Here is a 26,133-nt window from a genome sequence, read left to right on the forward strand (position 1 = left end):
ATGAGCGGATTATTGAGCCGTCACGGATTCGGCCAGTTGATTTGCATCCTGCTGCGTCCCTTCGGGCAGCACGACATGGAAAAACTCCGGCGACGATGCGATCTGTCGGAACAGCGTCGGCAGGCGATGGCCATTTTCCGTGAACTGCGCTATCTGCTCGTTAATATAGGCGCGCTGTGAACCTGCGGGCATCTGTGCCGTGCCATAGGTATAGACATTTCTGACCAGGCAGGATGATGCCCGCGGATCGTGGTAGAGAAACCTGCCCAGGCCCTGGGCACCAACAAACTGATTGCCGAACAGGTCTGCGCTGACGTCGATCAACTGACCGTTTTCATATTTGCGCATCTGTCCCAGGCCGTCAAAATGTTCCAGCGCCAGACCGGGAGGGTCGCTGCGTTGATGGCAGACGATGCAGCCCGGGTTGCTCATGTGGTCCAGCAGGCGTTCGCGCGAGGTGGCCGCATCGCTGTCTCTCACCGCCGAGAAGTCCACATCGGCAGGTGGCTCCGGCGTGTGCTCGCACAGGAAAATCTCGTGTAATTTGATGCCGCGCAGGGTGGGTGATGAAGTGCCCGGATGGGCATACTGCGACAGGAAACCGACCTGCGAGAAAATACCAGAGCGTTCGGCTGAATCCGGGAAGGTATACGGCGCCCATTCCTCCGTGGAGGTGTACGGTACCTGATACACCGCAGCCAGTGGTCGGTTCAGGAAGGTGTCATTGGAGGTGAAAATCTCGCGGTAGTCACGTTCCCTGACCACCAGCAGGTCCACCAGGGTTTTCACCATCTGCTGCCGCGCACTGTCAGCCACCAGTTGATTGAATTTGGGATAGATGGACGCGTCCTTGATCATGCTGTCAAAACCGTCAATCTGCATCATGTCGAGCAGAAATGCAGTGATGCCATCCTCAACACGTGGCGATGTACTCAGGCGTTGCACCTGGGTCTGCAGGCCCTGTTCGGTGAACAGCTCGCCGTTGCGTGCTGCCGCCAGCAGGGCGGCATCCGGAGCCGAGTTCCAGAACAGGAAGGACAGGCGCGACGCCCGTGTATGGGCGTCCAGACGCCACTGGCCGACATGCTCTGGATCAGGTTCCGCGCGCTCCATCCGGAACAGGAACTCCGGTGCCGTCAGCAGACTGGCCAGCGCCAGTTGCAGCCCGGTGTGGAAATCACCGCTCTGCTCAGTGCCCGTGGCTGCCGTTGCCAGCCGTGCGCCCAGTTCAGCCTGCGTCAGGGGGCGGCGGAACAGCAGTTCACCGTACTGACTGATAAAGCGTGTGGCGCAGGTGGCATCAAAGCTGCTGTTGGCTGCAGGGACACAGGGCATGATGGCATCGCGTCGCTCCGCATCCAGTGCCTGTGCGGAGATGTCCTGAGACAGATTAAAGAACTGTTCAAAACCCGCCGCGGTCAGCGACAGCGTGGCATTTCCCAGAGCCAGCAGGCCGCGCTCGCGGCGCTCCGGTTCAAAGCGGGCATTGATCAGGATATCGTCACCAAAGATGTCGGCAATGCTCTGGCGGTACTGGGCTTCGTTCAGGCGCCGGGTAGCGACTACCAGTGTATTGTTGGACTGTTCTGCGGCGGTGTTGTTTGCGTCTGCTGCCAGTGAGGGTGCTGAAAATGGGGTGGAAGCCAGCAGGCAAAAGGCCAGGGGAGCAGCAAGCCCTGATATGGATGCAATTTTCATAGTGAACCGACCTTTTTTACATTGTTATGATTTATTTCGGTCTGCCGATATCAAATGGAAAATATAATGGTGACTATATTTTCCCAATGTTTGTCAGTCTAACGGCTGACAGGGGGATGTCAATATGTCTTGCGACAGAATGAGGGAGTTTTGGGGAATCGGGAGTTTGTACTGCAACCTGCTATGACTGTGTCGCTGGCTTCCGAGACAATGTCCCGGATTGCTTTGAATGAGCTAAATGTAGTGGTCCTGGCCAGGGACAGAATTAACGTGGTATGGAAGACTAGGACAGCGCCATTGAAGCGTTCGGTCAAGCGTTTTGGCCTAGTCCGCCAAATTCTTTCACTGAGGATTAGAAGTTGTAACCGATACCTACAGTGTAGGCCCAGGCGCCCTGATCAAAACTGTTGTTGATATCACTGCCACGATCAAAGAACCATTGATACTCAGCGCGAGCCAACAGGAAGGTTTTGCTAAGCACATAGTATTTTGCACCCAACTCCAGTCCGGCAAATGCCGAACTGTTTACGCCGTCACCGTATATGCCACCGATGCTTCCGCCAATAAACGGTCGCAGGGCAGTAGTGCCGAAGTGATAGTTGCCATACAGGCGAGTAGATCCATTCCAGAAATCATTTGTGATACTCGCATTTTCAATGCTGGCGTAGTTGACGCTTTGACGAAGTCCGACTGATGTCCGCGGTCCGGTGTACCAGCCGTAGTCACCGCTGACACCAAAACTGGCAGAGTCAAAGTTTCGATCACCACTGCCGGTGCCCGACAATGAAAATTCTTTGTCACCTTGTGCCGGGCCCAGATTGGTGGTCGATCCGGGTTGTGCATGAGCGGCACCTGAAAGCATAAATATGCTGATGCAGGCCAGTGTTTTTTTGTTCATGAAAAATTCCTTACAGTGGGTTTGAACAACCGTGCTAATACGCTTCCGTTCGGGTGGACCGGAAGCGAATGACTGTAAGTTTTTCAGATTGTTGGGTCTGTACCGTGGCACACAGAGTGGCGAGTCGTTACATGAGTCAGGGCTGTGTCCGGCCTGTATGACAACCTGGCGGTTTTAACCCACCACCCCATGGACCAGAAACAGTTTCCGCAAACTCGCCACCGTCAACACAAACGGGTAGCTGTCCGGCTGGCCCATGCTGCGTGCCAGTACATTAAGCACACTGCTCAGACGCACCCAGTCGTTGACCATCTGCAGAAAGGTTTCGGCATAGGTTTTGTCGTCAGCGTTGCCCCTGACGAAAGAACAGTCGGCAATTTGATCCAGTGTGAACGCATCGGTCTGTATGGTGATGGTGTCGGCATTGATGCCGAACTGGGCGGCGGCGTTCAGGGTGTCAGTCATGTGCAGGTAGTGCGCCCAGGTCTCCGCCCAGTCTTCCCAGGGATGGGAGGCGGCGTAGCTGCTGATGTAGTTGATCTGCCAGTTGGCGGGTGGACCGTTCTGGTAATGTTGCTGCAGCGCGAAGCTGTAATCCAGGCGCTCGTCGCCGAAAAATTCACGGTAGGCGCTGAGCCATGGGGTGTCCTGAACCAGCAGGTCCCAGTAATAGTGACCGGATTCGTGGCGGAAGTGACCGAGCAGTGTGCGGTAAGGTTCGTGCATTTGTTGGCGCAATTGTTCCCGGTGTGCGGGATCAGCCTCCATGATGTCCAGCGTGATAACGCCGTCTTCGTGGCCGGTCATTACCGGGGGTTCGCCTTGCTGCCAGCGCAGCAGTTCAAAACCGAGGCCGCGATAGGGATCAATGGTCCGGTTGTTCACTGGCAGGCCAAGCATGATGAGTTGAGCAATGAGCTGACGCTTGGCGCCTTCGCAGGCCTGCCAGTAGTCAGCGTTGTCGGCCTGGCTCAGGTCCGGAATGGTGATGTTGAGTGCGCAGGCCGTGCACAGGTTGCCGGTACGTACATCGGTGATCAGCCAGTTGCATTGTGCCGGGGAGTGCAGATTGGCGCAGCGCGCGTAGCTGCGCCTGGTGTTTTTGTCTTCGCCCTGGATGTACCATTGTTCGTCCCCGGTGTTCTGGCCATCAGCCAGTTCCAGGCTTTTTACCTGACCCAGATTGGGTTGGTAGGCCACGGCCGCGCCGCAGCGTAAACACACTGAATTATCAAAGAACAGCAATTGGCCGCACTGGCATTGGTGCACGTGCCCATAGGACTTGCCGGTGGTTTTCATGACTTACTGGCTCTGCTGCTGAGTGAGCTCGGTGGGGCCGTCAAAATAGGTTTTTCTGATGGCCTCATGCAGGTCGGTAAAATCGATCTGGATTTCGTCAACAAAAGCATGCAGACGGTCGGGCACGGCGGCCAGCACTGAAATTTCAGCCTCTGCCAGGTGTGTGCGACAGGTCTCCACTTCGTTGAGTGCGGTCTCGTTGCGCGGCAGCGTCATCAATGCATTGGCAAGGCGCTCCAGACTGCAGGCGACCGAGCGCGGAAAGTTGCGATTCTGCAGCAGGAAACTGAGTACGTCCGGCCCGCGAATACGCAAACGCACATGCTGGCGATACATCTGATATCCCGTCAGGGATTTGAGCACACTCATCCACTGCAGGTTTTCGAATGGGGTCAGTTCTCCCGGACTGCGCGGCAACAGATTGGCCGAACGCACATCAATAATCCGGGTGGTCATGTCGGCGCGTTCAAGCTGGCGCCCGAGCATCAGGAAGGTGCGCACCTGGGTGTAACTGAGCGAGCCTTCGATGAGACCGTTGACAGTCTGGCAGCTACGAATAACGCGGCGCAGGAAGGCGTCACGCTTTCGGGGAGTAACGCCGGAGTCAACCATTTCGCGCACGCCCAGGTAGAGCTGGTTGATCTCTTCCCATATCTCGCGCGGGATCACATCACGAGTGGTGCGCAGATTTTCGCGCGCAGCAGACAGGGAGCTGATGATGGAGCCAGAGTAGCGCCGATCGCTGCAGATAAAGGACAGCACACTGGCTTCGTCACGGCTGGCGTACAGTTCGTCGAACAATTCGCCGTGACCGGTAATGGCGATGATTTCTGCCCAGCCCAATTGCGTGGTCCGGGGCAGGTCGAGCATCAGGTTGCTGTTGACGCTCAGCAGGCGCGCGGTGTCTTCGGCGCGCTCAATATAACGCGCGAGCCAGTAAATATTCTCTGCAACACGTGAAAGCATTCTAGTTACCTCCCGCGTCAACAATCCAGGTGTCTTTGCTGCCGCCGCCCTGGGAAGAGTTTACCACCAGAGAGCCCTTGGTCAGCGCCACGCGGGTTAGCCCGCCGGTGGTAACAAAGGTTGATTCGCCGGACAGGATAAAGGGGCGCAAATCAACGTGACGTGACTCCATGCCGTGATCAATCAGCGTGGGTGAGGTGGACAATGCCAGAGTCGGTTGTGCCATGTAGTTCCGCGGGTCGGCCTTGATCAGTTCAGCGAATTTCTTGCGCTCCTTTTTGGTCACATGTGGCCCGATCATCATGCCATAACCGCCAGATTCGTTGGCCGGTTTCACCACCAGTTTGTCCAGGTTGTCGAGCACGTACTTGCGGTCGTCTTCAAACATGCACAGGTAACTGGGCACATTGGGCAGCAACGCTTCCTGGTCCAGATAGTATTTAATGATTTTAGGCACAAAGGCGTACACAACCTTGTCGTCAGCGACACCCGCACCGGGCGCATTGGCCAGCGCCACATTGCCCTTGCGCCAGGCGCGCATCAATCCTGAGCAACCCAGGGCCGAGTCCGCGTTGAAAACTTCGGGGTCCAGGAACATGTCGTCAACCCGGCGATATATCACATCCACGCGTGACAGGCCGTCAACCATACGCATGTAGACACAGTCGTCGTCGCCAACCACCAGGTCGGAGCCTTCCACCAGTTGTACACCCATTTGCTGCGCCAGATAGGCATGTTCGTAGTAGGCAGAGTTGTAGATGCCAGGTGTCAGGATGACGATGGACGGATCATCGCCGGGACGCGGCGACATTGATGCAAGCATGTCGTATAACTGTGACGTGTAGTCATCCACGGGCTGAATCTGCCCCGAGGCAAATAACTCGGGCATCACGCGTTTGGTGACATTACGGTTTTCCAGCATGTAAGACACGCCGGAAGGCACTCTCAAATTATCTTCCAGTACATAGAGGGTGCCGTCGTGATCGCGCACCAGGTCGGAGCCGCAAATATGCGCCCAGACATTGTGTGGGGTTTTGATGCCGACACATTGGGGGCGGAAGTTGACCGAGTGCTCAAGCAGTTCTTTGGGAAAAATGCCGTCCTTGATGATTTTCTGATCATGGTAAAGGTCGTTGATAAACATGTTCAGCGCCTGTACGCGCTGCTTCAGGCCGGCTTCGGTTTTTTGCCATTCCCGCAAGGGTATGATGCGTGGCACAATATCAAAAGGCCAGGCCCGATCAATCATGGCGCCTTCCGTATACACGGTAAAGGTGATGCCCATCAGCTGGATGGCGACCTCGGCGGCGGTTTTGTGTTCCTGAAGCTCGCGGGCATCAAGGTTGGCGAGATACCGGCACAGGCTTTCAGCTTCCGGGCGAGGTTTGCCATTTGCCGCAATCAGTTCGTCGTAGAATCCGGTGGCTTTGTATTCTTCCCAATTGATGTTGCTCATTCACCCTCGTTATTGCTCTGTGCTTTGGTCAGTCGATCAGTCTGCCATGTTCGATGAAGCAATCCGTGTACCAGCTTTACATGAAGCCGCAGTGTAGAGTCGATCCTGACATCTATCTTTTCATGGCTTGCGTGGGCTGACAACTGTTTGCTAAAAAAATTATGATACCTTGCTTTTAGTGCAGGCGTTGCTATCCTCTTTACATACTCTCCGGAAACTGAGCCCCATGACCATCCGCGTAGCTTTGAAACATTCCACCCGGTACGACTTTGACCGACCTATTGAAGTTGGTCCACATCAGGTGCGCCTGAAACCCGCGCCACACTGCCGCACGCCTATTGATGCCTACAGCCTCAAGATCACTGGCGGCGAGTATTTCATTAACTGGCAGCAGGATCCGTTTGGCAACCATATTGCCCGGCTCGTTTTCCCGGAAAAGATCTCGCGCCTGCACATTGAGGTTGAACTGATCGCTCCCATGACGGTGGTGAATCCCTTTGATTTCTTTGTCGAGGAGTATGCCGAACACTTCCCTTTTGACTATCCCCCCGATCTGCGCAAGGAGCTGGCACCGTACCTGGAAAGCGGCCAGGAATGGCCCTTGCTGGACCAATGGCTGAGCAGCGTCAAGCGGGAAAAAACCGACATTACCGGGTTTCTGGTGGGGCTGAATCAGCGCCTGTCGCAGGATATCGAATACCTCATCCGCATGGAGCCCGGCGTGCAGTCGCCGCAGGAAACACTGGAACTGGCACGCGGATCATGCCGCGATTCGACCTGGCTGTTGGTGCATATTCTGCGCCGCCTGGGGCTGGCCGCGCGATTTGTGTCCGGGTATCTGGTACAACTGACAGCTGACGTCAAAGCACTGGATGGCCCCTCAGGGACTGACAAGGATTTCACCGATCTGCATGCCTGGTGTGAAGTATTTATTCCCGGTGCTGGCTGGATTGGTCTGGATCCCACCTCGGGCCTGTTTGCCGGTGAAGGACACCTGCCGCTTGCCGCCACGCCCGATCCTGCGGGCGCCGCACCCATTACCGGTGCCACGGAACCGACAGAGGTAGAGTTTGGTTTTGAGATGAGTGTGACCCGTGTGCATGAAGACCCGCGTGTCACCAAACCCTATACGGACACCCAATGGTCCGCCATAGAGGCCCTCGGCGACGAGGTGGATAAACAACTGGATGCGCTCGATGTGCGTCTGACTATGGGCGGAGAGCCCACGTTTGTGTCAGTTGACGACATGGATGCACCAGAATGGACCATAGCCGCGCAGGGACCGACCAAACGTAAATTGTCGGAAAAGCTGATGCAACGCCTGCGTCCGCACTACGCACCGAACTCCTTATTGCAGTATCAACAGGGTAAATGGTATCCCGGAGAGGTGTTGCCCCGCTGGGCGCTGGCCTGCTACTGGCGCCGGGACGGAAAACCGATGTGGCGCGATGATCAATGGCTGGCTGACATCGACAAGGACTATGGGTTCGGCGAGAAAGAAGCGAAAGGCTTTGCCAATGCGCTGGTGACCTCGCTGAAGGTGCCCAGTCGTTTTCTGATTCCCTGTTATGAAGATGCCTATTACTACCTGTGGCTGGAGCAGCAGCAGCCGGCCGACCTGGATCTGCACGCTGAAGACCTGAGCGACGACATCAATCGGGCACGGTTGGCAAGGGTGCTTGAACGCGGGCTGGATAAACCGGTGGGGCTGACGTTGCCCCTGACGCGCGAAAAAGACCGCTGGATGACCGGGCACTGGCCGCTGAAACGTGATCACCTTTTTCTGATTCCGGGTGATTCCCCCATGGGGCTGCGTCTGCCACTTTCTTCGTTACCGATCAGGAAGCGCGAAGAAATTCAGCCGCGCTCACCATTTGCCGAACTGCCCGATCTGGACGATCTGCATGCACAGGCCGGCGAAGTGGCGCGCATGTATAACCATGTACCACCGGAAGTGCCGGGCACACCCGGGCATCATCATCAAAGCGTGGGTCAGAACTGGCAAGAGCAGTTGGTTGATATCGCCGATGAAGGTGTCATCGGTACCGCATTGTGTATTGAGGCGCGGGAAGGCAAGTTGTTTGTGTTCCTGCCGCCGTTGCCATTGCTGGAAGACTACCTCACGCTGCTGGCGGTAGTTGAGCATACGGCGGCAGCCCTGAGACTGCCTGTCTGTATTGAGGGATATCCGCCACCTTCAGATCCGCGGCTGGATAAATTCATGATCACGCCTGATCCGGGTGTTATTGAAGTCAACGTGATGCCGGCCTCTTCGTGGCCCGATCTGGTGGCCAATACCCGCATTCTTTATGAAGAAGCACGACTGACCCGTCTGGGCACGGAAAAGTTCATGCTCGACGGTCGTCATACCGGTACCGGCGGCGGTAACCATGTCACGCTCGGCGGGCGTACGCCGGAGGAATCCCCCTTCCTGCGACGCCCCGATCTGCTGGGCAGCATGCTCACCTTCTGGCAACATCATCCCAGTCTGTCATATCTGTTTTCCGGCATGTTTATTGGACCGACCAGTCAGGCACCGCGTGTTGATGAGGCACGCCACGAAGCCTTGTATGAGCTGGAAATAGCCTTGTCGCAAATGCCGGAAGGCGACGTCAAAGAGCCCTGGCTGGTGGATCGTCTGGTGCGCAACCTGCTCACCGATATTACCGGTAACACCCACCGTGCCGAGTTTTGTGTAGATAAAATGTATTCGCCGGATTCTGCAACCGGCCGTCTGGGTCTTTTGGAGCTGCGCGGTTTTGAAATGCCGCCGCACGCGGAAATGAGCCTGATGCAGCAGTTGTTGATCCGGGCTCTGGTTGCGCGTTTTTACCAGGAGCCTTACCGCAAACCGCTGGTGCGCTGGGGCACCGCTTTGCACGATAAATGGATGATGCCGCATTTCATCTGGCAGGATCTGGCTGATGTATTGTTCGACCTGCGAGAGCATGGTTTTGATTTTGACCTGGCCTGGTTTGCACCGTTTCTGGAGTTCCGCTTTCCGATGATTGGCGAGGTGCGTTATGAAGGCACCCATCTCAGCCTGCGCCAGGCCATTGAACCCTGGCATGTGCTGGGCGAAGAGGTCAGTGGTGGGGCGACCGCGCGTTACGTCGATTCGTCGGTCGAGCGGCTGGAAGTGAAACTTGTGGATTTTAATCCCTCGCGTCACGTACTGACCTGCAACGGCTACAAAGTGCCTCTGCAGTCCACCGGTGTGCCGGGGGAAGCGGTTGCTGCCGTGCGTTATCGGGCCTGGCAGCCGCCCTCGGCGTTGCATCCACGCATCAAAGTGCATGCTCCGTTGGTCTTTGATTTGATTGACACCTGGCATCAGCGCTCCATGGGTGGCTGTACCTACCATGTGGTGCATCCGGCAGGGCGCAATTACGAAACCTTCCCGGTCAATGCCAATGAAGCCGAGGCGCGGCGAATGGCCCGGTTCTGGGCGCACGGTCACAGCCACGGCCGGATTGACCATATTCCGCAGGCGCCGGGACAGGATTATCCGCACACGTTGGATCTAAGACGTGCCGGTGTTCCCGCCACTGGTTTATAATCCACTCAATCCAATCCAGGATAAAACCACACCGCGGTACACGATATGCAGCCTTCGGGCACCAATGATCCTGCTTTGAACGACCTGCTTGGTGACTACCCGGGTCACTGTGGTCACGATGAATTACTCAGCCCGGACCGGCAGCCACGTGCTCACTGGCAGGCCCTGGTGGCTGAATTTGTTGCCATGGGTGCTGATACGCTGGTGGCGCGCAGCGAAGAGGCACAAAGCCTGCTGCATGAGAACGGGGTCACCTTTAACCCGTATGAGGATGACCCAGGGCAACTGCGTTCCTGGCGCCTGGATTGCCTGCCCTGTGTGATCAGTACTGATGACTGGTTGTACCTGGAGGCCGGGCTGCGTCAGCGCAGTCGGCTGCTGGCGCTGTTACTGGATGACCTTTATGGTGAGCGCAATGTGATCAACGAGGGTTTGTTGCCGCCGGAACTGGTTTATACCCACCCAGGATTCCTGTTTTCTGCCGCTGATTCTCCATCGCAAATGCACCGGCCTCTATTGATCTTTCATGGCACTGATGTGATCCGTGACAGTCAGGGTCAGTGGCAGGTACTGGCCGACTGGACCCAGTCGCCTGCCGGCGTGGGCTATGCACTGGAAAACCGCATTACCCTGTCGCGTGCCTTGCCTGGTGTGTACCGCGATGCGCCGATCAAACGGTTGGCCAGTTTTCTGCAGGCGCAGCATCGTTGCCTGGCCAGCCTGGCCGGCAATCAGCGCCAGGAACCCAATATCGTTTTGTGGACGCCGGGGCCGGGCAGTCCCGGCTATTTCGAGCACGCCTGGCTGGCCAACTACATGAACTTTCAGCTGGTGGAAGGTGACGATTTGGTGGTGCGAGACGGGCAGGTGGCGGTCCGCACTCTCGGTGGTCTGCATCAGGTCGACGTGATCATGCGACAGATCAATGATCCTTGGTGTGATCCCCTGGAATTGCGACCCGATTCCCTGTTGGGTGTGCCGGGCCTGATGCAGGCTGCGCGCAGCGGGCATGTACACATTGTTAACGCGCTGGGGGCTGGTGTCCTGGAACATCCGGCACTGGCGGCGTTTTTGCCCAATCTGTGTCAGCGTCTGCTGGGGGAAACCCTGATGCTGCGCGGTCGTGATGCCTTGTGGTGCGGTGACCCGAAGGCGCTGGATCAGGTCAGGGAATCCATGGATGAGTGGGTGTTGCGAGATATTACGCGACCCGGAAAAGCGTTCCGCGTTGATCAGATGAGCCTGGATGCGGTGCAGACTCTGCGACTGGATCTGCAGACCCGGCCGCATCTGTTTACCGCCCAAAAACCGTTACAGGCGGCGGTCACGCCGGGGTTCAATCCCTCAAGCAAAACCTTTGAGCGACAGAGTACAACGCTGAGGCTGTTCTCGTTAATCGAAGCAGACGATATCAGTAAACCGGTCAGTGATCATGTTTTTCGCATTATGCCAGGTGGTCTGGCCTGGGTAGGTGAACCGGGTGCAGCGTTGATGAAAAGCCGGGTGGTAAAAGACATCTGGGTGCTGGCAGATGCTCCCCAGCCGCATGTGAGCATGTTGCGGCAGGCGCTGGGCCCGATTCTGGTTACGCGGGATGGCAAGGATCTGCCGTGCCGGGTTGCGGAAAGCCTGTTCTGGATGGGTCGTTATGGCGAACGCCTGGATATCCGCGCTCGCCTGCTGCGCGAAGCCCTGGGTCGATTGCTGCAGGAGAGCCCGCAAGAGGCGGTGGTGACCCTGTTGCCAGATCTGTTGACCGCCCTTGGTGTTGCACCTGATGAGGAGGAACTGGCGGAGGAGCTGGCGGCCATTGGTGAACATCCACGTTTCTCGGCCGAGTACTTGCTGGCACGCGATCGTCTGTTGCATTTGTTGTCTGATCGGGCGCCAAACGGGCTGCCAATGACGTTCAGTCATTTTGTACGCAACAGCCGTGCTGTCCGTGACCATCTGGGAGATGATGCCTGGCGTTCGGTCGGCAGCATCCGCCAGCGCTGCAACAATATCGCACGTACCAAGGGCGTGGTGGCCGGACAGCGGCTGCTGGAGGCGATCGTAATAGACCTTGCCGCATTTTTTGGTCTGTGTAATGAAACCATGCCACACCACTATGGCTGGCGCTTCCTGGATATTGGTCGTTTCATCGAGCGTGTGCTGGGGACTTTGCAGTTGCTCAAGCTCGCGCTGTTGACCGCGAATCAACCGGGCATCCCCTTGTGGGAGGTGGTGTTGGCGACCACTGACAACTTTACCGTCTATCGCCGGCGTTATCGTTCACAACTGCATCCATCTGCCATTCTTGATCTTTTGTTGTTTGATGAAACCAATCCGCGCTCCGTCGGTTATATGCTCAAACGACTCGGGCGCCAGGTTGCCCGGTTACCGTCTACGGCAGAGAACACCTCCTATCGCAATCTGGAGAACCGGCTGATCATTCAGGCCACCAGCACCTTGCACCTGGTTGATATTGACAGTCTTGTCGATCTGGAACACTCGGAAGAGGCACGTGACACATTAATGGCCTTGCTGGATGATCTGATCGAACCCATGGCGGAGCTGTCCAATGCTGTGTCACACAGTCATTTCAGCCATGTAGAGGCCCCGCGTCAGCTGGTCAATATGGAGGTGGGCCCCTGATGAGATATACGTTACGACATTTGACCCGTTACGAATACAGCGGTCCGGCGACGCTCAGTCACAATGAGGCACGCATTCTGCCTCGCCAGCTACCCTGGCAACTTTGCAGTGATACACAGTTGATTATCAATCCGGGCCCCATTGGGTTGTCCGAACGGCGGGATTTCTTTGGCAATCGGGTGACCTATTTTGCCGTTGAGGCGGTGCACAACAGCCTGGAGGTTGTGGTTACCAGTTCCGTTGAAACCTGGCCGCGGCCGGCGCAGGATTTTTTCTCTGGTACCGGGTGGGAAGAGGCGGCGGCCGAGATGTCATGCGCTGTCCGAACTGGCAACCGGGATAGTATTGAAGCGCGATTGTTTGTGCTGGATTCTCCGTTTATCATGCGCCAGCCGGCATTGAAAGAGTATGCGCAGACCAACTTTACGCCAGGTGTCTATCTGCACGATGCAGTTCTGGCGTTGAATAAACGCATATTCGATGAATTTACCTATGATGAGGATTCAACCACGCTGGCGACACCGCTGCGCGAAGTGCTGGAGACCAGGCGCGGTGTGTGTCAGGATTTTGCGCATTTACTGATCGGTTGTTTGCGTTCGATGGGGCTGGCTGCACGTTATATCAGTGGTTACATGGAAACGTCACCACCGCCAGGGCAGCACAAACTGTTGGGCGCTGATGCCACGCATGCCTGGGTGGCGGTGTTTATTCCAGGCTGGGGTTGGCAGGAAGTGGATCCAACCAATGGTTGTGTTCCTGATGAGCGTTACATTGTGCTGGGCTGGGGAAGGGACTTTGCCGATGTCACACCCTTGAAAGGCGTGATGACCGGTGGCGGCGACCATAAACTCACCGTGGCAGTCGACGTTATCCCGGCACCGGATCTCCCGGATGAGCGACAGTTGTTCTGATGCAGGGCGGGCCGTGATTATTGCTCAACGGTGTAAGTCAAATCTATACTCTGGCTCTGTCCGGATGTTGCCTGCAGTTTAACCCGATCATTGACCGTATAGTCAATTTCCAGGCTGTTCTCGGTTTCGAACAGGCCGACCGCGTAACGGATGAAAATACGCGGCGTAATGTACTTGCCCAGCATAAGACTGCTGTCATTGACGTCGCCTCGGCTGTTGATGGCAAAAGTGTCCAACCCCAACTGATTCTGTATTTGATCGGTAAGCCCCTGACCCTGATTGATGCCCAGCGACGTGATGGCGCCGACCAGTGCGTTACCATCCTGTTCGGTGCCGATTTCCGCTATGGGGCGGCCGGTGATCATGACTGCCAGAATATCGCCGTCGGGCAGCGTCGGGGTTGAAAACAGGCTGCTGCGTATATTACGAATGGTACCGTTCATTTGCACACCGACGCGCATGTTCTCGACTTCGCGCACGGCACGGATGTCGATGGCCGGATTGTCATAGGTGCCCATGAACAACAGTTTGCCCTGCTCAATAGTGAGGGTACGGCCGTAGATTTCAAAACTGCCGTCCGCCACTTCAAGTTCACCGTAGGTCAGGGGTGACGCATTGGGCCGCTGATCGATGTCGAGTTGCCCGGTCAAGCGGGCATTTAACCCGAAACCTGCGATATTGACGTCGTCGCCCAGAATAAGCTGGATGTTGCCGGACAGCGGAACGCCCGCCAGTATGCCGCGATTGGTCTGCGCAGCATTGCGGATGTCACTGGCCACATCGTCCGCCACTATAATGGTGTCGCTGGAGACATCAACGGCGCTTTCCGGCAACGTGGTGATGCGTGCATCCACGCGCGGGATCAGTAATTGCCCATTGACTTCGATGCCGTCCTGACTGGCCGTGGCCCGCAATTCCGGACTGATAGCCACTGACAGGTCAGGCAGGTCAGCGACTACAAAATCGCTGCCAGCAATTTGCAGCGTCATGCTGCGGTTATCGTTTAAAGGCTGAAGAATTTCACTGTTGAACTCCATGGAGCCGGTGCCCGATTCTGCGTAGCCGCTGAGTACGAACTGCTCGGAGTTGTCACTGCTCAGGGTGATTTCGATGGCTTGCATGTTCAGCCCGAGCGCTGGTAATTCAAAACCTGCTTCACTTAGCATGATGTCGCTGCCGATGACCGGTTGATCCAGTTGCCCGGCAATATTCAGTCGCCCTTGCAGTTCACCGGTGACGTTGGCTAACTGTGGTGCCAGCGCTTCTACCCAACCCAGATCATCAAAGTCGAGGCGAATATTTCCGTCCAGTTCGCGTGCTTCGGTCATGCGAATATTGGCATCGACAGCCCCTTGCATGGCGGCGGCTGTGCTATCTGGATCGTTCTGTACAAAACGCAGTTGGCTGAGCACCTGCCATTCCCGATTCAGCTGGCTCGCGTCAAACGATATATCGGACCAGACGAATTCCGTGATGAGCGGCTCGGGCATCACGCCTTCGACAATTTCGTCCGCCGAGGGTTCTGACTGTAGATAGAAGTTGCCTTCCTCGCTGTAAGTGCGGGCATCAATAGCCAGTGCGTTAATGTCGGAGATGTTGCCGGTGACTGTCGCCTCCAGTGAGACAGAGCCCTGCAATGCCATGTCGGCAGGCAGGGTAAAGGGCAGCCGGACATCTGCACTGGCGCTATTACCAGCGTGAAAATCCATGCCCATGATCCGGGCAATGTTCTGCTCCGATGGTGGATGATTGAGGGCAGTCAGTGGGTAGTTTTGCAGGTTGAGGCGGGCATCGATCTGTTCATTGTCCACCAGCCCGGCGTTGATGCAAAGGTTGGTATCAACCATGTCCCAGCACAAGGGACTCAGGGTAATCTGACCGGCAGCCGCCGACAGATCTGCTGCCTGCGTTTGCTGCCAGCGCCCGTAGTCCGAATCGATTTCGCTGCTCAATAAACGGCCCTGCCAGCCACCGTTGGCAATACTGCCGTCAGCATTCAGGCGCAGATTGACCAGCGAACTATCCATCCGCAGCAGGAGGTTGTGGGCATCGGGCTGGCCACGCAAACGCAGCAGAACGTCGCTGATGGTTTCAACATTCTCACCTACTGGAATGCGGATATTATTCGTCGTCAGTTCAATTTCGTTCATGCCACCGCGATTTTGGCCGGTGATAAAAAGCTCGGGAATGTTGAGGGCGCCCAGTACAACATTGCTGGCATTCAGGTCCAGGTCGATCACCGGGTCTGTCAGCGTGCCGGTGACGGTGGCGTCGGCATGCAGGCGACCTTCGAGTTCCGGATACAGAACGCTCAGGGTCGGTGCATCAATACTGGCGTTGGCAATTATACGATTACCTTCATCCAGTGAAGCGGTCAGTGACAGCTGGTTTTCGCCGGTCTGCAGAGCAAAGGATTCCAGCGTCCAGGTGTCACCGTCAAAATCAAAGCGTCCATTGCCGGTAAGCGGATAATCATTGACGGTTGCCTGCAGATTGTCGCTGTTGAACGCTAGCGCCATTTGTCCGGCCTCGCCTGATGCGTCGGCGGCTGCCTGAGTGAAGGATACCTGGCCACTGGAACGGAGGTTCTCAATGACCATGCTTTCCGGCAGGCCGGGAATGTAGTCGCCGGGTGTCGGCTCATTCAATTCATAATCCAGGTCAATCGAGATACCGTCGGCCCAGTCTACGTTACCTGCAACAGCCAGCAGGCCACTGCTGGTGCGCAGCGCCAGTTCATCTATACGCAGCTGGCTGCCACGCAATGCGGCACGCAGGTTGAGATCAGTTTCCAGTACCAGATCTTCCGCCAGATCAACGTCCAGTCGCGCTGCAGCAAACAACGCCAGGTCTTCGGGTGCGCCCTGGGTGCGCAAGGTCAGTGCCTGCACCGTGAAGATGTCCATGCCAGGGCCCGGCAAGGTCTGAGTACCAAGTGTATGTTGCAGATCAATGCGCAAATCCAGGGCTTCGCTTTGGGCATTAAGCAGACGGGCAAGCCCCAGCTGGACTTCGCCGCTGGATTCTACGTCAGTCAGGCCCGATAGCTCATGCTCTATTTGCATCCGGTCGAGATCGCCGCTCAGAGACAGGCTTCCGCTCGGCGCATCGGTGCCTTCCAGCAGGCTGTCATCCAGTTGCCAGTCCACCACGCCGCTTATGGGGTAGGGTGATTGCAGCTCAAGCGTGAATCCGGTGGTTAATACAACCGGTTCAGCGTCGAAAGAGAGTTGCTGAATATCCAGGGTACGACCCTGCAGCGAGGCATTCAGCCCCAGGGAGCTGACGGTATAGCTGATGTCATCATAATTGATGGTAGCGCCATCCAGGCGTGCATTGGACAGGCGCACCCCAATTGGCAATGGCAGAATGGATTCAAGTACATCGTCCAGCACCATGGGTGGGGTGGCAGGCGCGTCAGGATCACTGTGCCAGTCCACCTGAACGCCGGCGATACGCAAGGATTGCAGATGAAACTCACCTTCCAGCAATGTCATCGGATTCCAGCGGCTGTGCAGCTGTTCAATTCTGACCAGGTTGTCCCCGCTGCCATAACTCACGCCATACAGATCAATGCCACGCAGGAATGTACCTTCGGCATTTTCGTAACGGAAGACAACGGTGTCGGAATTAAGCAGTTCGGTGGCCTGTGCCAGCAACCATTGGCTGCCACGGTGTGTTCCAAGTGCGGCGCTGATTGCGCTGAGCGAGATCAGTACCAGCAGGAAAGCAGCTGCCAGCCCGCGCAGCAGCCAGCGCAGCGCGCGTCGGGGCTGGTGCTCTGGTGTCGGTTTGCTTGAGTCTGCAGTGGAGGTCACAGGTCCGGTCCCATGGTGATGTGCAGCCGGAAACCGCCATCATCCAGGCCCCGGGCTACATCGAGTCGTATCGGGCCAATGGGTGATCGCCACTGTACGCCAACACCTACACTATCTTTGAGTTCTATGTCATCAAAGCTGGCAAACGAATTGCCGGTATCGTAAAACACGGCAGCATGCCAGCCGCCAACCACCGGAATGTCGTATTCCACACTGCCGACCAGCAGGTGCTTGCCGCCAACCACATCGCCGTCACTGTTGGTTGCCCCCAGTTCACCAAACTGATAACCCCGCACGCTCTGGTCACCACCAGTGAAAAATCGAACAGATAACGGCAGCTCAAGCACCTCGTCGGCGATGGTCGTTGCTGCTTCGGCGCGCAGCAGTACGCGGCCGGGACCAATGCTGTGAATCAATTTGGCGCTGCCATAAAGCTGGGCAAACGTTATGTCCGACAACAGATTTTCCTCGGCCCCACTGACCTGTCCGAACAAACGCCAGCCCCGGCTCGGATAGATCGGGTCATCGGCACGGGTGCGCGTCCAGTTGATACCGGTGATGGTCGAATTGACCTGTTCTTCGGTGCGATCCGCGGCAGCAATATCGGTCAGCTCCGAGCGTTCCGACTGATAGTTTACAAAGATATTCTGCACCCAGTTGTCCCACACCACTGAGCGCCAGGTCACTCCGCCCCGGTAGGTGTTGGTGATGTAGGTGTCGGTCTCCAGGCGCTGAAAGCCACCCGAGATTCGCAGGCTGTCGTTCACCGGGTCGCGCAGCGGTATTACGTAGCTGATACTTGGATCCTGCTGCTGGGTTGAAATGCCCAGGTCCGCGTTCAGCCGGTGGCCGCGTCTGTTGATGAAGCGATCCTCGTAGGCCAGCCGCAACCGGGGCCCGATGTCGGTGCTCACGCCCACCCCTGCAGAATAGGACCGGCGGGCCCGGGTGGCCAGTTCAATATTCACCGGCACCTCATTGTCAACGGCCTGCGAGAGCTGCGGTGTGACCGCAATCTGACTGAAATACTGACTGTCATTCAGGTTTTCGCGCAACTTGATCAGCGCGTCAGTGGAGTAATCACTGCCTTCTTCAAACGTCAGAAAGCGTGATACAAAGGTATCGGACAAACCTTCCAGCGGACTGATGCGAATGCGGCCGAACCGGAAGCGTTCGCCGGGCGTGAACTCAAGGTGGATGTCTGCCCGGTTGCGGGACAGGTCTATCGCCAGTTCCGAGCGGGTAAAACGGGCTGAGAAAAAACCATTGTCGACAGCCTGGGCGCTGAGCCGTGATTTCAACTGTTCATAGTCACTGTGCACAAGTCTGTCGCCGCTCTGCAGGCCAATCTCTTGCTCTACCTCGGCAAACAAGTCGGCATAACGCTGGTCGCTGAGCGAGACGTTGATCTCGCCAATCAGCACCGGTTCGCCGGGCGTGACGTTGATTGCCAGAGTCCAGCATCCGCCAGCCTCTGGCTGCGCGGCATCCGGGCTTGCCGCTGGCGTGATGCTGATATCGTGGGTGGCACGGTAATAGCCCAGAGCCTGTGCGGCGCGTTCGACATCTCGGCGGATAGCAGGCAGCAGCCGGTTGAGCCGTCGCTGACCGCTGTCGCAGCGAGCCTCCGGGGTGCCGACGTGCACCCGAATATTGTTGGTCAGCACCTCGCCGGCACCGGCCACATCCACCCGGGGCGTCGTGGATTGCGCATGAGCCATATTCGCAATGATGGCGGCGTAGCACAGAGCGATTTTCGCGGATTGGGTTACTACGTTCTTCAAAACCTTTCTCGAAGCACTCTAGCTGTGTGTTTTTAAATCACAGGGCAGCGGATTTCTGCTGGTGGAGAAGACAAAATCATTGTCTGTGATGACAGTTATAGCTTACCGTGAATTGGCTGTACAAACCAGCGAGCACTGGTTCGCCTGATCTCGGCGGGTGGGGTATACTGCCTCTAATCCCTTTGTTCGTGATACGTATGACGAACTGCTTCGGATTCAATGGAGGTAGGCGCATGACCGCAGATCAATCAATGACTGATACCCGCAGAGAGCTTGTTATAGGCGACAAGAGCTTTGAATATTTCAGCCTGCCGGCTTTGACGGAAGCCGGTTATGGCAGCGTAGAACAATTGCCGGTCACGCTGAAGATACTGCTGGAGAACCTGTTGCGTCATGTAGATCAGGGGTTTGCCTCTGAAAAAGACGTAAAAACCCTGCTCGCCTGGCCTCAGACGCGCTCATCCGACCACGAAGTCGCGTTCATGCCGGCCCGCGTGCTGATGCAGGATTTCACCGGGGTGCCGGCTGTGGTGGACCTTGCCGCCATGCGCGATGCGGTGGCGAGTAAAGGTGGCGACCCGGATCGCGTGAATCCGGTCAATCCGGTGGACCTGGTCATAGATCACTCGGTGATGGTTGATAAATTTGCCAGCGACAGTGCCTACGCAGATAACGTTCGCATTGAGATGGAACGCAACCGGGAGCGCTACGAATTCCTGCGCTGGGGGCAAAAGGCCTTTGATAATTTTCGCGTCGTCCCGCCCGGCACAGGGATCTGCCATCAGGTCAATCTGGAATTTCTGTCGCGCTGCGTGTGGTCGAGTGAACGCGACGGCAAGTGGCGAGCCTATCCGGATACGCTGGTGGGCACCGACAGTCACACCACCATGGTGAACGGTCTGGCGGTGTTGGGCTGGGGCGTAGGCGGTATTGAAGCCGAGGCTGCCATGCTTGGGCAGCCGTTGACCATGCGCATTCCGGAGGTGGTCGGTGTTCGACTGGATGGTCACCTGAAAGAAGGTGTTACCGCGACAGATCTGGTGTTAACGGTGGCTGAAATGCTGCGCAAGCACGGTGTTGTCGGTAAGTTTGTCGAATTTTACGGCGCCGGACTTGATGACCTGACCCTGGCCGACAGGGCGACAATTGCCAATATGTCACCTGAGTATGGCGCGACTGCTACCTTTTTCGCAGTCGATGATGAAACTCTGCGTTACCTGAAGCTGACCGGCCGTGACGAGGAAACCATCGCCCTGACCGAGCAGTACAGCAAGCTGCAGGGACTTTGGCGTAGCAACGAGCCCACGGCGGTTTATACCAGTGAAGTCGTACTGGACCTGGCGACGGTAGAACCCTGTCTGGCGGGTCCGCATCGTCCGCAGGACCGTGTGCCCCTGCCTGAACTAGGAGAGGCTACGCGTGCCGGGTTTCCGGAGGGCAAGAAAAAAGTGGTGGCGGTGAGCGGTGAAGACTGGTCGCTGAGCGACGGCGATGTGGTAATCGCCGCGATTACCTCTTGCACCAACACGTCCAATCCGGCGGTGATGATGGCGGCGGGCCTGCTGGCTGAAAAAGCGCTGGCGCTGGGGCTGAAAGTGAAACCGTGGGTCAAAACTTCGCTGGCCCCCGGGTCCAAAGTGGTCACCCATTATCTGGAAAAAGCCGGGTTGCAGGATGCCCTGGATGATCTGGGATTCAACCTGGTCGGTTATGGTTGCACCACTTGCATCGGCAACTCAGGCCCTTTGCCGCCGGCGATTGAGGAAGCTGTTGAGAAGGGCAGGCTGACTGTGTCGTCGGTATTGTCCGGCAATCGTAATTTCGAAGGTCGCATACATCCGCGCGTGCGGGCCAACTGGCTGGCGTCGCCGCCTCTGGTGGTTGCCTATGCGCTGGCGGGCACGACAGATATCGATCTGAGCACTCAGCCACTGGGGACCAGCAAGGATGGCAGGGACATTTATCTGCGTGACATCTGGCCCGATACTCAAACCATCGCCAAAGCGGTAGCAACAGTCAGTCGCGATATGTTTGCCAAAGATTATGCCGATGTGTTCAGCGGCAATGAAGAGTGGAACGCGATGCCTACCGCCGAGGGGGCAACTTACCAGTGGAATGACGAGTCGACCTATATTCAGAACCCGCCATTTTTCTCGCCCGATCTGCTTCCCGAACCTGGTGATATAAAAGGCGCCCGCATATTGGCGCTGTTGGGCGATTCGGTGACCACAGACCACATATCACCGGCCGGCGCGATCGGCCGCAACACGCCTGCGGGCAAGTATCTGATTGAAAAAGGCATACAGCAGGAAGACTTCAACTCTTACGGCTCGCGTCGGGGTAACCATGAGGTGATGATGCGCGGTACTTTTGCCAACGTCCGCATTCGCAACGAGATGCTGGACGGGGTGGAAGGCGGTGTAACCCGCCTGATGCCCGATGGTGAACAGATGAGTATTTATGATGCGGCAATGGCCTATCAGCAGCGCAAGACGCCTCTGGTAGTGATTGCCGGTAAAGAATACGGCACTGGCTCCAGCCGTGACTGGGCCGCCAAGGGTACCCGACTGTTGGGGGTACGCGCAGCGGTGGCGGAGAGTTTTGAGCGCATTCACCGCTCCAACCTGGCCGGCATGGGGGTATTGCCATTACAGTTTCCGGACGGCGTCAGCCGCCAGAGCCTGAACATCGATGGCAGTGAAACCATCGCCCTGGAAGGGCTTGAAACCATATCAACAGGCATGACCGTCACCATGGTGGTGACCCGCACAGACGGTTCGGAGCAGCGCGTCGATCTGCTGTGTCGCCTTGATACAGCTGAAGAAGTTCATTACTACAACAGTGGCGGCATCATGCCCTTTGTTGCCGGAAAACTGATGGGCTGAATCGGCATTAAGCCGGGGGCGATATGAGAACCGAACATGACAGCCTGGGCGCGGTTGAGCTGGCCGATGATGTGCTGTGGGGCGCGCAGACGCAACGTTCCCTGCACAATTTCAGGATTGGCCGGGAGCGCTTTTCCACCGACTTTATCCGTGCCTTTGCCCTGGTGAAAAAAGCAGCGGCACAGGCCAATCAGGCGTTGGGGAAACTGCCTGCCAAACAGGCTGGGCTGATTGCTGCGGTCTGTGACGAAATTGCCCAGGGGCGCCATGACGATCAGTTTCCGCTATCGGTCTGGCAGACCGGCAGTGGTACTCAAACCAATATGAACCTCAATGAAGTCATTGCCAATCGCGGTAATGAGCTTGCAGGACATGTACGTGGCGCCTACCAGCCGCTGCACCCCAATGATCACGTCAATATGTCGCAGTCGTCCAATGATGTGTTTCCTACTACCATGCATGTAGTTACTGCGCAGGCGATGCGGGATTTGCTGGACGTGCTGGAAATACTGATCGCAGGCGTCGATGACAAAGTACGAGCCTTTGACGATATTCTGAAAAGTGGCCGCACCCACCTGATGGACGCAACACCGATGACACTGGGGCAGGAATTCTCCGCTTTCAGTGCGCAGCTGGTGTTTGCCCGCGATCAACTGCTGGCTGCTCTACCGTCGGTGCAGCAACTGGCGCTGGGCGGCAGCGCGGTCGGCACCGGGCTGAACACGCATCCGGCCTGGTCAAAGACAGTCGTCGAACGCATCAGTGAGCTGAGCGGTATTGCGTTTATACCAGCGGAAAACAAGTTCATGGCTCTGGCCGGGCATGATGCGCTGGTGGATTTACATGGCCGGCTCAACACGCTGGCCACGGCGCTGTTCAAAATGGCCAGTGATATTCGCCTGATGAACAGCGGCCCCCGTTGTGGTCTGGCAGAACTGCGCGTGCCGGCCAACGAACCGGGAAGCTCGATCATGCCTGGCAAGGTCAACCCGACGCAGGCTGAGGCGTTGACCATGGTGTGTGTGCGTGTGATGGGCAATCAGACAACGGTTGGTGTCGCAGGCAGCCAGGGGCATTTTCAATTGAACGTTTTCAAACCGGTCATTATTCACACAGTGCTGGAATCGATTGGTCTGTTGAAAGATGCCATGTTAAGTTTCGAGCAACACTGCCTGCGCGGACTCGAAGCCAATCGTGAGCAACTGCAGGCGAATGTGTCGCGCTCATTGATGCTGGTGACCGCGTTGAGTCCGGCGATAGGTTATGAAAAAGCCGCCAAGGCTGCACGTTACGCGGATGAAAATCAGCTCAGTCTGCGCGAGGCGGTGCTGGCCTTGTCGTTTATGGACGGCGACGCGTTCGACAGGCAGGTTGATCCCCGTGACATGCTGGCCCCGCACGACTGATATGTTTGCTATTGCCAACATTCGTTGAGCAGGTGGTTTTCGTGAGACAAACTGGATATGAGGTAAAGGTGAGCAAGAAAGTGAGCGAGATAAACAGTACTAATCCGTATACCGGCCAAAACCTGGCTACTTACGATGTATTTGACCTGACCCGTCTTGATTCGGTACTGGACAGCATTGAACAGGCGCAGCAACAATGGCAGCAAACCAGTTTGCAGGCGAGGGCGCAAGCCCTGAGTGATCTGGCGGTGCAGTTGCGCAAACAGCAGGGCAGACTGGCGAGACTGGCCTCTGAGGAGATGGGCAAGACGCTGGCCAGCGCCGAATCGGAAGTCGAGAAGTGTGCCTGGGTATGTGACTATTATGCAGAACAGGGGCCTGCAATGCTGGTGGATGAGCACCTGCCAACGCAAGACGATGACGGTGTGCAACGGTTTGTGTCATACCAACCGTTAGGTGTGGTGCTGGCCATCATGCCGTGGAATTTCCCGTACTGGCAGGTGTTCCGCTTCCTGGCACCGGCATTGATGGCGGGCAATGCTGTATTGCTTAAACATGCGTCCAATGTGCCCGGTTGTGCGCTGGCCATCGAACAACTGCTGCTTGACGCCGGGCTGTCAGAAAATCTGCTGCGCACCGTGCTGGTGCCTGGCGCCAAAGCGGCTGCCTTGATTGAACACCCGGTCGTGAAAGCGGTGACCTTTACTGGCAGCACCGAGGCCGGGCGCAAGATCGCCGCCACCGCAGGCAGGGTACTAAAAAAAACCGTACTGGAGCTGGGTGGCAGCGATGCCTATATCATCCTTGAAGACGCCGACGTCGACCTGGCAGTGGAGAAGTGTGTGACCAGCCGTTTGCTGAACAACGGTCAGAGTTGTATCGCGGCCAAACGTTTTATCGTGCACACCAAACGTTATGGCGAGTTCGCCGAGAAAATGACTGCCGCGATGGCACGAAAAAAAATGGGGGATCCGCTGGACAGGGAAACCGATGTTGGCCCGCAGGCACGTGAGGATTTGTGTAAAGATCTGGCAGCGCAAGTTACCGAGAGTATTCGTCTAGGTGCTGTTCTGATGTGCGGAGGTGAGCGCGACAAGGCGTTTTATTCACCCACGGTCCTGAGCGAGGTACGCCCGGGTATGCCGGCGTTCGACGAAGAACTGTTTGGCCCGGTTGCCGCGCTGATTCGCGCCCGCAGTGATGAAGATGCCATCACGCTGGCCAATCAGAGCATGTTTGGTCTGGGCGCGGCGGTGTTTACCCGCGATCACGAGCGCGGCAAACAGATTGCCTCCGAGCAATTGCAGGCCGGTGCCTGTGCGGTCAATGATTTTGTAAAGTCCGATCCCCGTATGCCTTTTGGGGGTATCAAGGCGTCTGGTTACGGGCGCGAGCTGGGCCGCTTTGGGATCCATGAGTTTACCAATATCAAAGCGGTCGTGGTCACCCGTGCTGCGGACGACAAAGGATGAGCCTGGCCGACTATCAGCAGCGCGTTAAAGTCCTCTCTGACCAACTGATCGAACTGCAGCGGCCCATACGGATACTGGACGCCATCAAGTGGCCGGCCTCGGCACAGACGCAGTTTCTGGCCAGCAATGGCAATAAGATGCCGGACATGGATCTGGCCTATTATCAGCGCATCAAACTCGATTTTGATCCGGATACCCTGCGTGATCGTTTTCTGGGCTTACGCCGTGACGTGCAGCGTAAACTCGGTCGTAAGGACGGGCTTGGTGGCATCTTGTGCGATACCATTGACCAGTACCTGCTGGTTATTGAGCTGTTACGGACACGTGGCACGGTTGACTTTGGTCGCTACAGCCGTGAGCTGTATGGGTCGGCCCGGGATCATCTGCGTGGCGACCGCAAGTCACTGCGGCAACTGGGAGAAAATCTGTGCGAGATATTTTCCCTGCCGGCAGCGGCGCACCTGTCGCGTCCCTATGACAGAAATATCCCGGCGGCGAGCGCAGTCGACATCCTGCAACAACGCCTGGGCAATTATTTTCAACCCGGCGATATCCGTGTCATTCTCAGTGATGGCATTGTCTCCGATGCGGCGGCTGGTGGTGACTACATCAAGATCAACCAGGATGCTGAATTCACCGAGTTCGATCTGCAGGTGCTGGAAGTCCACGAAGGCTGGGTGCATGTCGGCACCACGCTCAACGGGCGCAAGCAGCCCTGGGCGAGCTGGCTGAGTGTGGGGTCGCCGCGGGTGACGGCCTGTCAGGAAGGGCTGGCGGTGCTGATGGAAACGCTGACCTTCAGCTCGTATCCGCGCCGGGCGCTCAAGGTCAGTGACCGCGTGGTCGCTGTGGACATGGCGGAGCAGGGTGCAGACTTTATAGAGGTCTATCGCTTTTTCTGTGACCGGGATATGCCAGAGAAGGATGCCTATAAAATCACTCAGCGAGTGTTTCGTGGCGGCACCTTGCGCGGTGGTTCTGTCTTCACCAAGGACTTGTCTTACCTGCGTGGTTTCGTGGAAAATGTGAACTTTATCCGCAGCGCCATCCATTCCGGTGTACCGGAAATACTGCCCATGCTGTTTGTCGGCAAAGTGACGCTGGACGATATTCCGACCTTGTACCAGCACTACCTTGAAGGCACCATTGCCGGCCCCCATTATATGCCTGCGATGTTTCGTGATTTGAACGGTCTTTATGTATGGTTCGGGTTTGCCAGTGGTATCTCTGTTATCAACATGGCGCGGGTGCAAAAGCACTTTCACTCCCTGTTCAAGGATATGCCAAAGGTGGCCCCGCTATACGATAAAGTTATTGATACGGCAGTAGATTGAGGAATTTTAT

Annotated in this window: 14 protein-coding genes; 7 read left to right on the plus strand and 7 right to left on the minus strand. The window is 56.7% G+C overall.

The window, feature by feature from the left end; translation table 11 throughout:
- Positions 1-9: 9 nt before the first annotated feature.
- From WD071_RS13895 to WD071_RS13915, 5 genes are all read right to left on the minus strand, one after another.
- The gene (locus WD071_RS13895; RefSeq protein WP_368048990.1) at positions 10-1,698 is read right to left on the minus strand and encodes a DUF1592 domain-containing protein; all 1,689 of its coding nucleotides are present in this window, start codon (positions 1,696-1,698) and stop codon (positions 10-12) included.
- Between the two features lie 352 nt (positions 1,699-2,050).
- Positions 2,051-2,596, minus strand: coding sequence for a hypothetical protein (locus WD071_RS13900; protein ID WP_368048991.1), 546 nt, complete (start codon positions 2,594-2,596; stop codon positions 2,051-2,053).
- 174 nt (positions 2,597-2,770) lie between these two features.
- Entirely contained in the window at positions 2,771-3,895 is a 1,125-nt protein-coding gene (locus tag WD071_RS13905) for a putative zinc-binding metallopeptidase (protein WP_368048992.1), read from the minus strand.
- A 3-nt stretch (positions 3,896-3,898) separates the two neighbouring features.
- A complete protein-coding gene (locus tag WD071_RS13910; protein ID WP_368048993.1) occupies positions 3,899-4,861 on the minus strand; it encodes an alpha-E domain-containing protein in 963 nt (320 codons plus the stop codon).
- Position 4,862: 1 nt separating this feature from the next.
- A complete protein-coding gene (locus WD071_RS13915; RefSeq protein ID WP_368048994.1) occupies positions 4,863-6,317 on the minus strand; it encodes a circularly permuted type 2 ATP-grasp protein in 1,455 nt (484 codons plus the stop codon).
- A 226-nt stretch (positions 6,318-6,543) separates the two neighbouring features.
- Between WD071_RS13915 and WD071_RS13920 the strand changes: the two genes are divergently transcribed.
- From WD071_RS13920 to WD071_RS13930, 3 genes are read left to right on the plus strand one after another with little or no spacing between them, the layout of a single operon-like run.
- Positions 6,544-9,876, plus strand: a complete 3,333-nt coding sequence (locus tag WD071_RS13920) for a DUF2126 domain-containing protein (protein ID WP_368048995.1) — start codon at positions 6,544-6,546, stop codon at positions 9,874-9,876.
- Between the two features lie 45 nt (positions 9,877-9,921).
- Positions 9,922-12,513: a circularly permuted type 2 ATP-grasp protein gene (locus WD071_RS13925; protein ID WP_368048996.1), complete on the plus strand. Its 2,592-nt coding sequence runs from the start codon at positions 9,922-9,924 to the stop codon at positions 12,511-12,513.
- Positions 12,513-13,424 carry a transglutaminase N-terminal domain-containing protein gene (locus WD071_RS13930; protein WP_368048997.1) on the plus strand — a complete coding sequence of 304 codons (912 nt, stop codon included), beginning with the start codon at positions 12,513-12,515 and terminating at the stop codon, positions 13,422-13,424. The genes WD071_RS13925 and WD071_RS13930 overlap by 1 nt, the downstream gene beginning before the upstream one ends.
- A gap of 17 nt (positions 13,425-13,441) precedes the next feature.
- On the opposite strand, the gene WD071_RS13935 is transcribed toward WD071_RS13930, so the two are convergent.
- Entirely contained in the window at positions 13,442-17,242 is a 3,801-nt protein-coding gene (locus tag WD071_RS13935; protein WP_368048998.1) for a translocation/assembly module TamB domain-containing protein, read from the minus strand.
- Positions 17,239-19,026: an autotransporter assembly complex family protein gene (locus WD071_RS13940; RefSeq protein ID WP_368048999.1), complete on the minus strand. Its 1,788-nt coding sequence runs from the start codon at positions 19,024-19,026 to the stop codon at positions 17,239-17,241. The genes WD071_RS13935 and WD071_RS13940 overlap by 4 nt, the downstream gene beginning before the upstream one ends.
- A gap of 233 nt (positions 19,027-19,259) precedes the next feature.
- On the opposite strand from WD071_RS13940, the gene acnA reads away from it, so the two are divergent.
- The 4 genes from acnA to WD071_RS13960 all read left to right on the plus strand — a co-directional run bounded on the left by acnA (position 19,260) and on the right by WD071_RS13960 (position 26,123).
- Positions 19,260-21,911, plus strand: coding sequence for an aconitate hydratase AcnA (gene acnA / locus WD071_RS13945; protein ID WP_368049000.1), 2,652 nt, complete (start codon positions 19,260-19,262; stop codon positions 21,909-21,911).
- 23 nt (positions 21,912-21,934) lie between these two features.
- A complete protein-coding gene (gene fumC, locus WD071_RS13950; RefSeq protein ID WP_368049001.1) occupies positions 21,935-23,317 on the plus strand; it encodes a class II fumarate hydratase in 1,383 nt (460 codons plus the stop codon).
- An 80-nt stretch (positions 23,318-23,397) separates the two neighbouring features.
- Positions 23,398-24,789 (plus strand): NAD-dependent succinate-semialdehyde dehydrogenase, encoded by a 1,392-nt coding sequence (locus WD071_RS13955; protein WP_368049002.1) that lies wholly within the window; start codon positions 23,398-23,400, stop codon positions 24,787-24,789.
- Positions 24,786-26,123, plus strand: coding sequence for a flavohemoglobin expression-modulating QEGLA motif protein (locus tag WD071_RS13960; protein WP_368049003.1), 1,338 nt, complete (start codon positions 24,786-24,788; stop codon positions 26,121-26,123). The genes WD071_RS13955 and WD071_RS13960 overlap by 4 nt, the downstream gene beginning before the upstream one ends.
- The last annotated feature ends 10 nt before the right edge of the window (positions 26,124-26,133 follow it).

Origin of the sequence: Pseudohongiella sp., assembly GCF_040877505.1 — a bacterium.
Lineage (GTDB): Bacteria > Pseudomonadota > Gammaproteobacteria > Pseudomonadales > Pseudohongiellaceae > Pseudohongiella.

What these genes read in the sequence shown, in the direction of transcription:
- WD071_RS13895 (WP_368048990.1), bottom strand. Translation starts at nt 1,698, where the DNA reads ATGAAAATTGCATCCATATCAGGGCTTGCTGCTCCCCTGGCCTTTTGC.
- WD071_RS13900 (WP_368048991.1), bottom strand. Translation starts at nt 2,596, where the DNA reads ATGAACAAAAAAACACTGGCCTGCATCAGCATATTTATGCTTTCAGGT.
- WD071_RS13905 (WP_368048992.1), bottom strand. Translation starts at nt 3,895, where the DNA reads ATGAAAACCACCGGCAAGTCCTATGGGCACGTGCACCAATGCCAGTGC.
- WD071_RS13910 (WP_368048993.1), bottom strand. Translation starts at nt 4,861, where the DNA reads ATGCTTTCACGTGTTGCAGAGAATATTTACTGGCTCGCGCGTTATATT.
- WD071_RS13915 (WP_368048994.1), bottom strand. Translation starts at nt 6,317, where the DNA reads ATGAGCAACATCAATTGGGAAGAATACAAAGCCACCGGATTCTACGAC.
- WD071_RS13920 (WP_368048995.1), top strand. Translation starts at nt 6,544, where the DNA reads ATGACCATCCGCGTAGCTTTGAAACATTCCACCCGGTACGACTTTGAC.
- WD071_RS13925 (WP_368048996.1), top strand. Translation starts at nt 9,922, where the DNA reads ATGCAGCCTTCGGGCACCAATGATCCTGCTTTGAACGACCTGCTTGGT.
- WD071_RS13930 (WP_368048997.1), top strand. Translation starts at nt 12,513, where the DNA reads ATGAGATATACGTTACGACATTTGACCCGTTACGAATACAGCGGTCCG.
- acnA (WP_368049000.1), top strand. Translation starts at nt 19,260, where the DNA reads ATGACCGCAGATCAATCAATGACTGATACCCGCAGAGAGCTTGTTATA.
- fumC (WP_368049001.1), top strand. Translation starts at nt 21,935, where the DNA reads ATGAGAACCGAACATGACAGCCTGGGCGCGGTTGAGCTGGCCGATGAT.
- WD071_RS13960 (WP_368049003.1), top strand. Translation starts at nt 24,786, where the DNA reads ATGAGCCTGGCCGACTATCAGCAGCGCGTTAAAGTCCTCTCTGACCAA.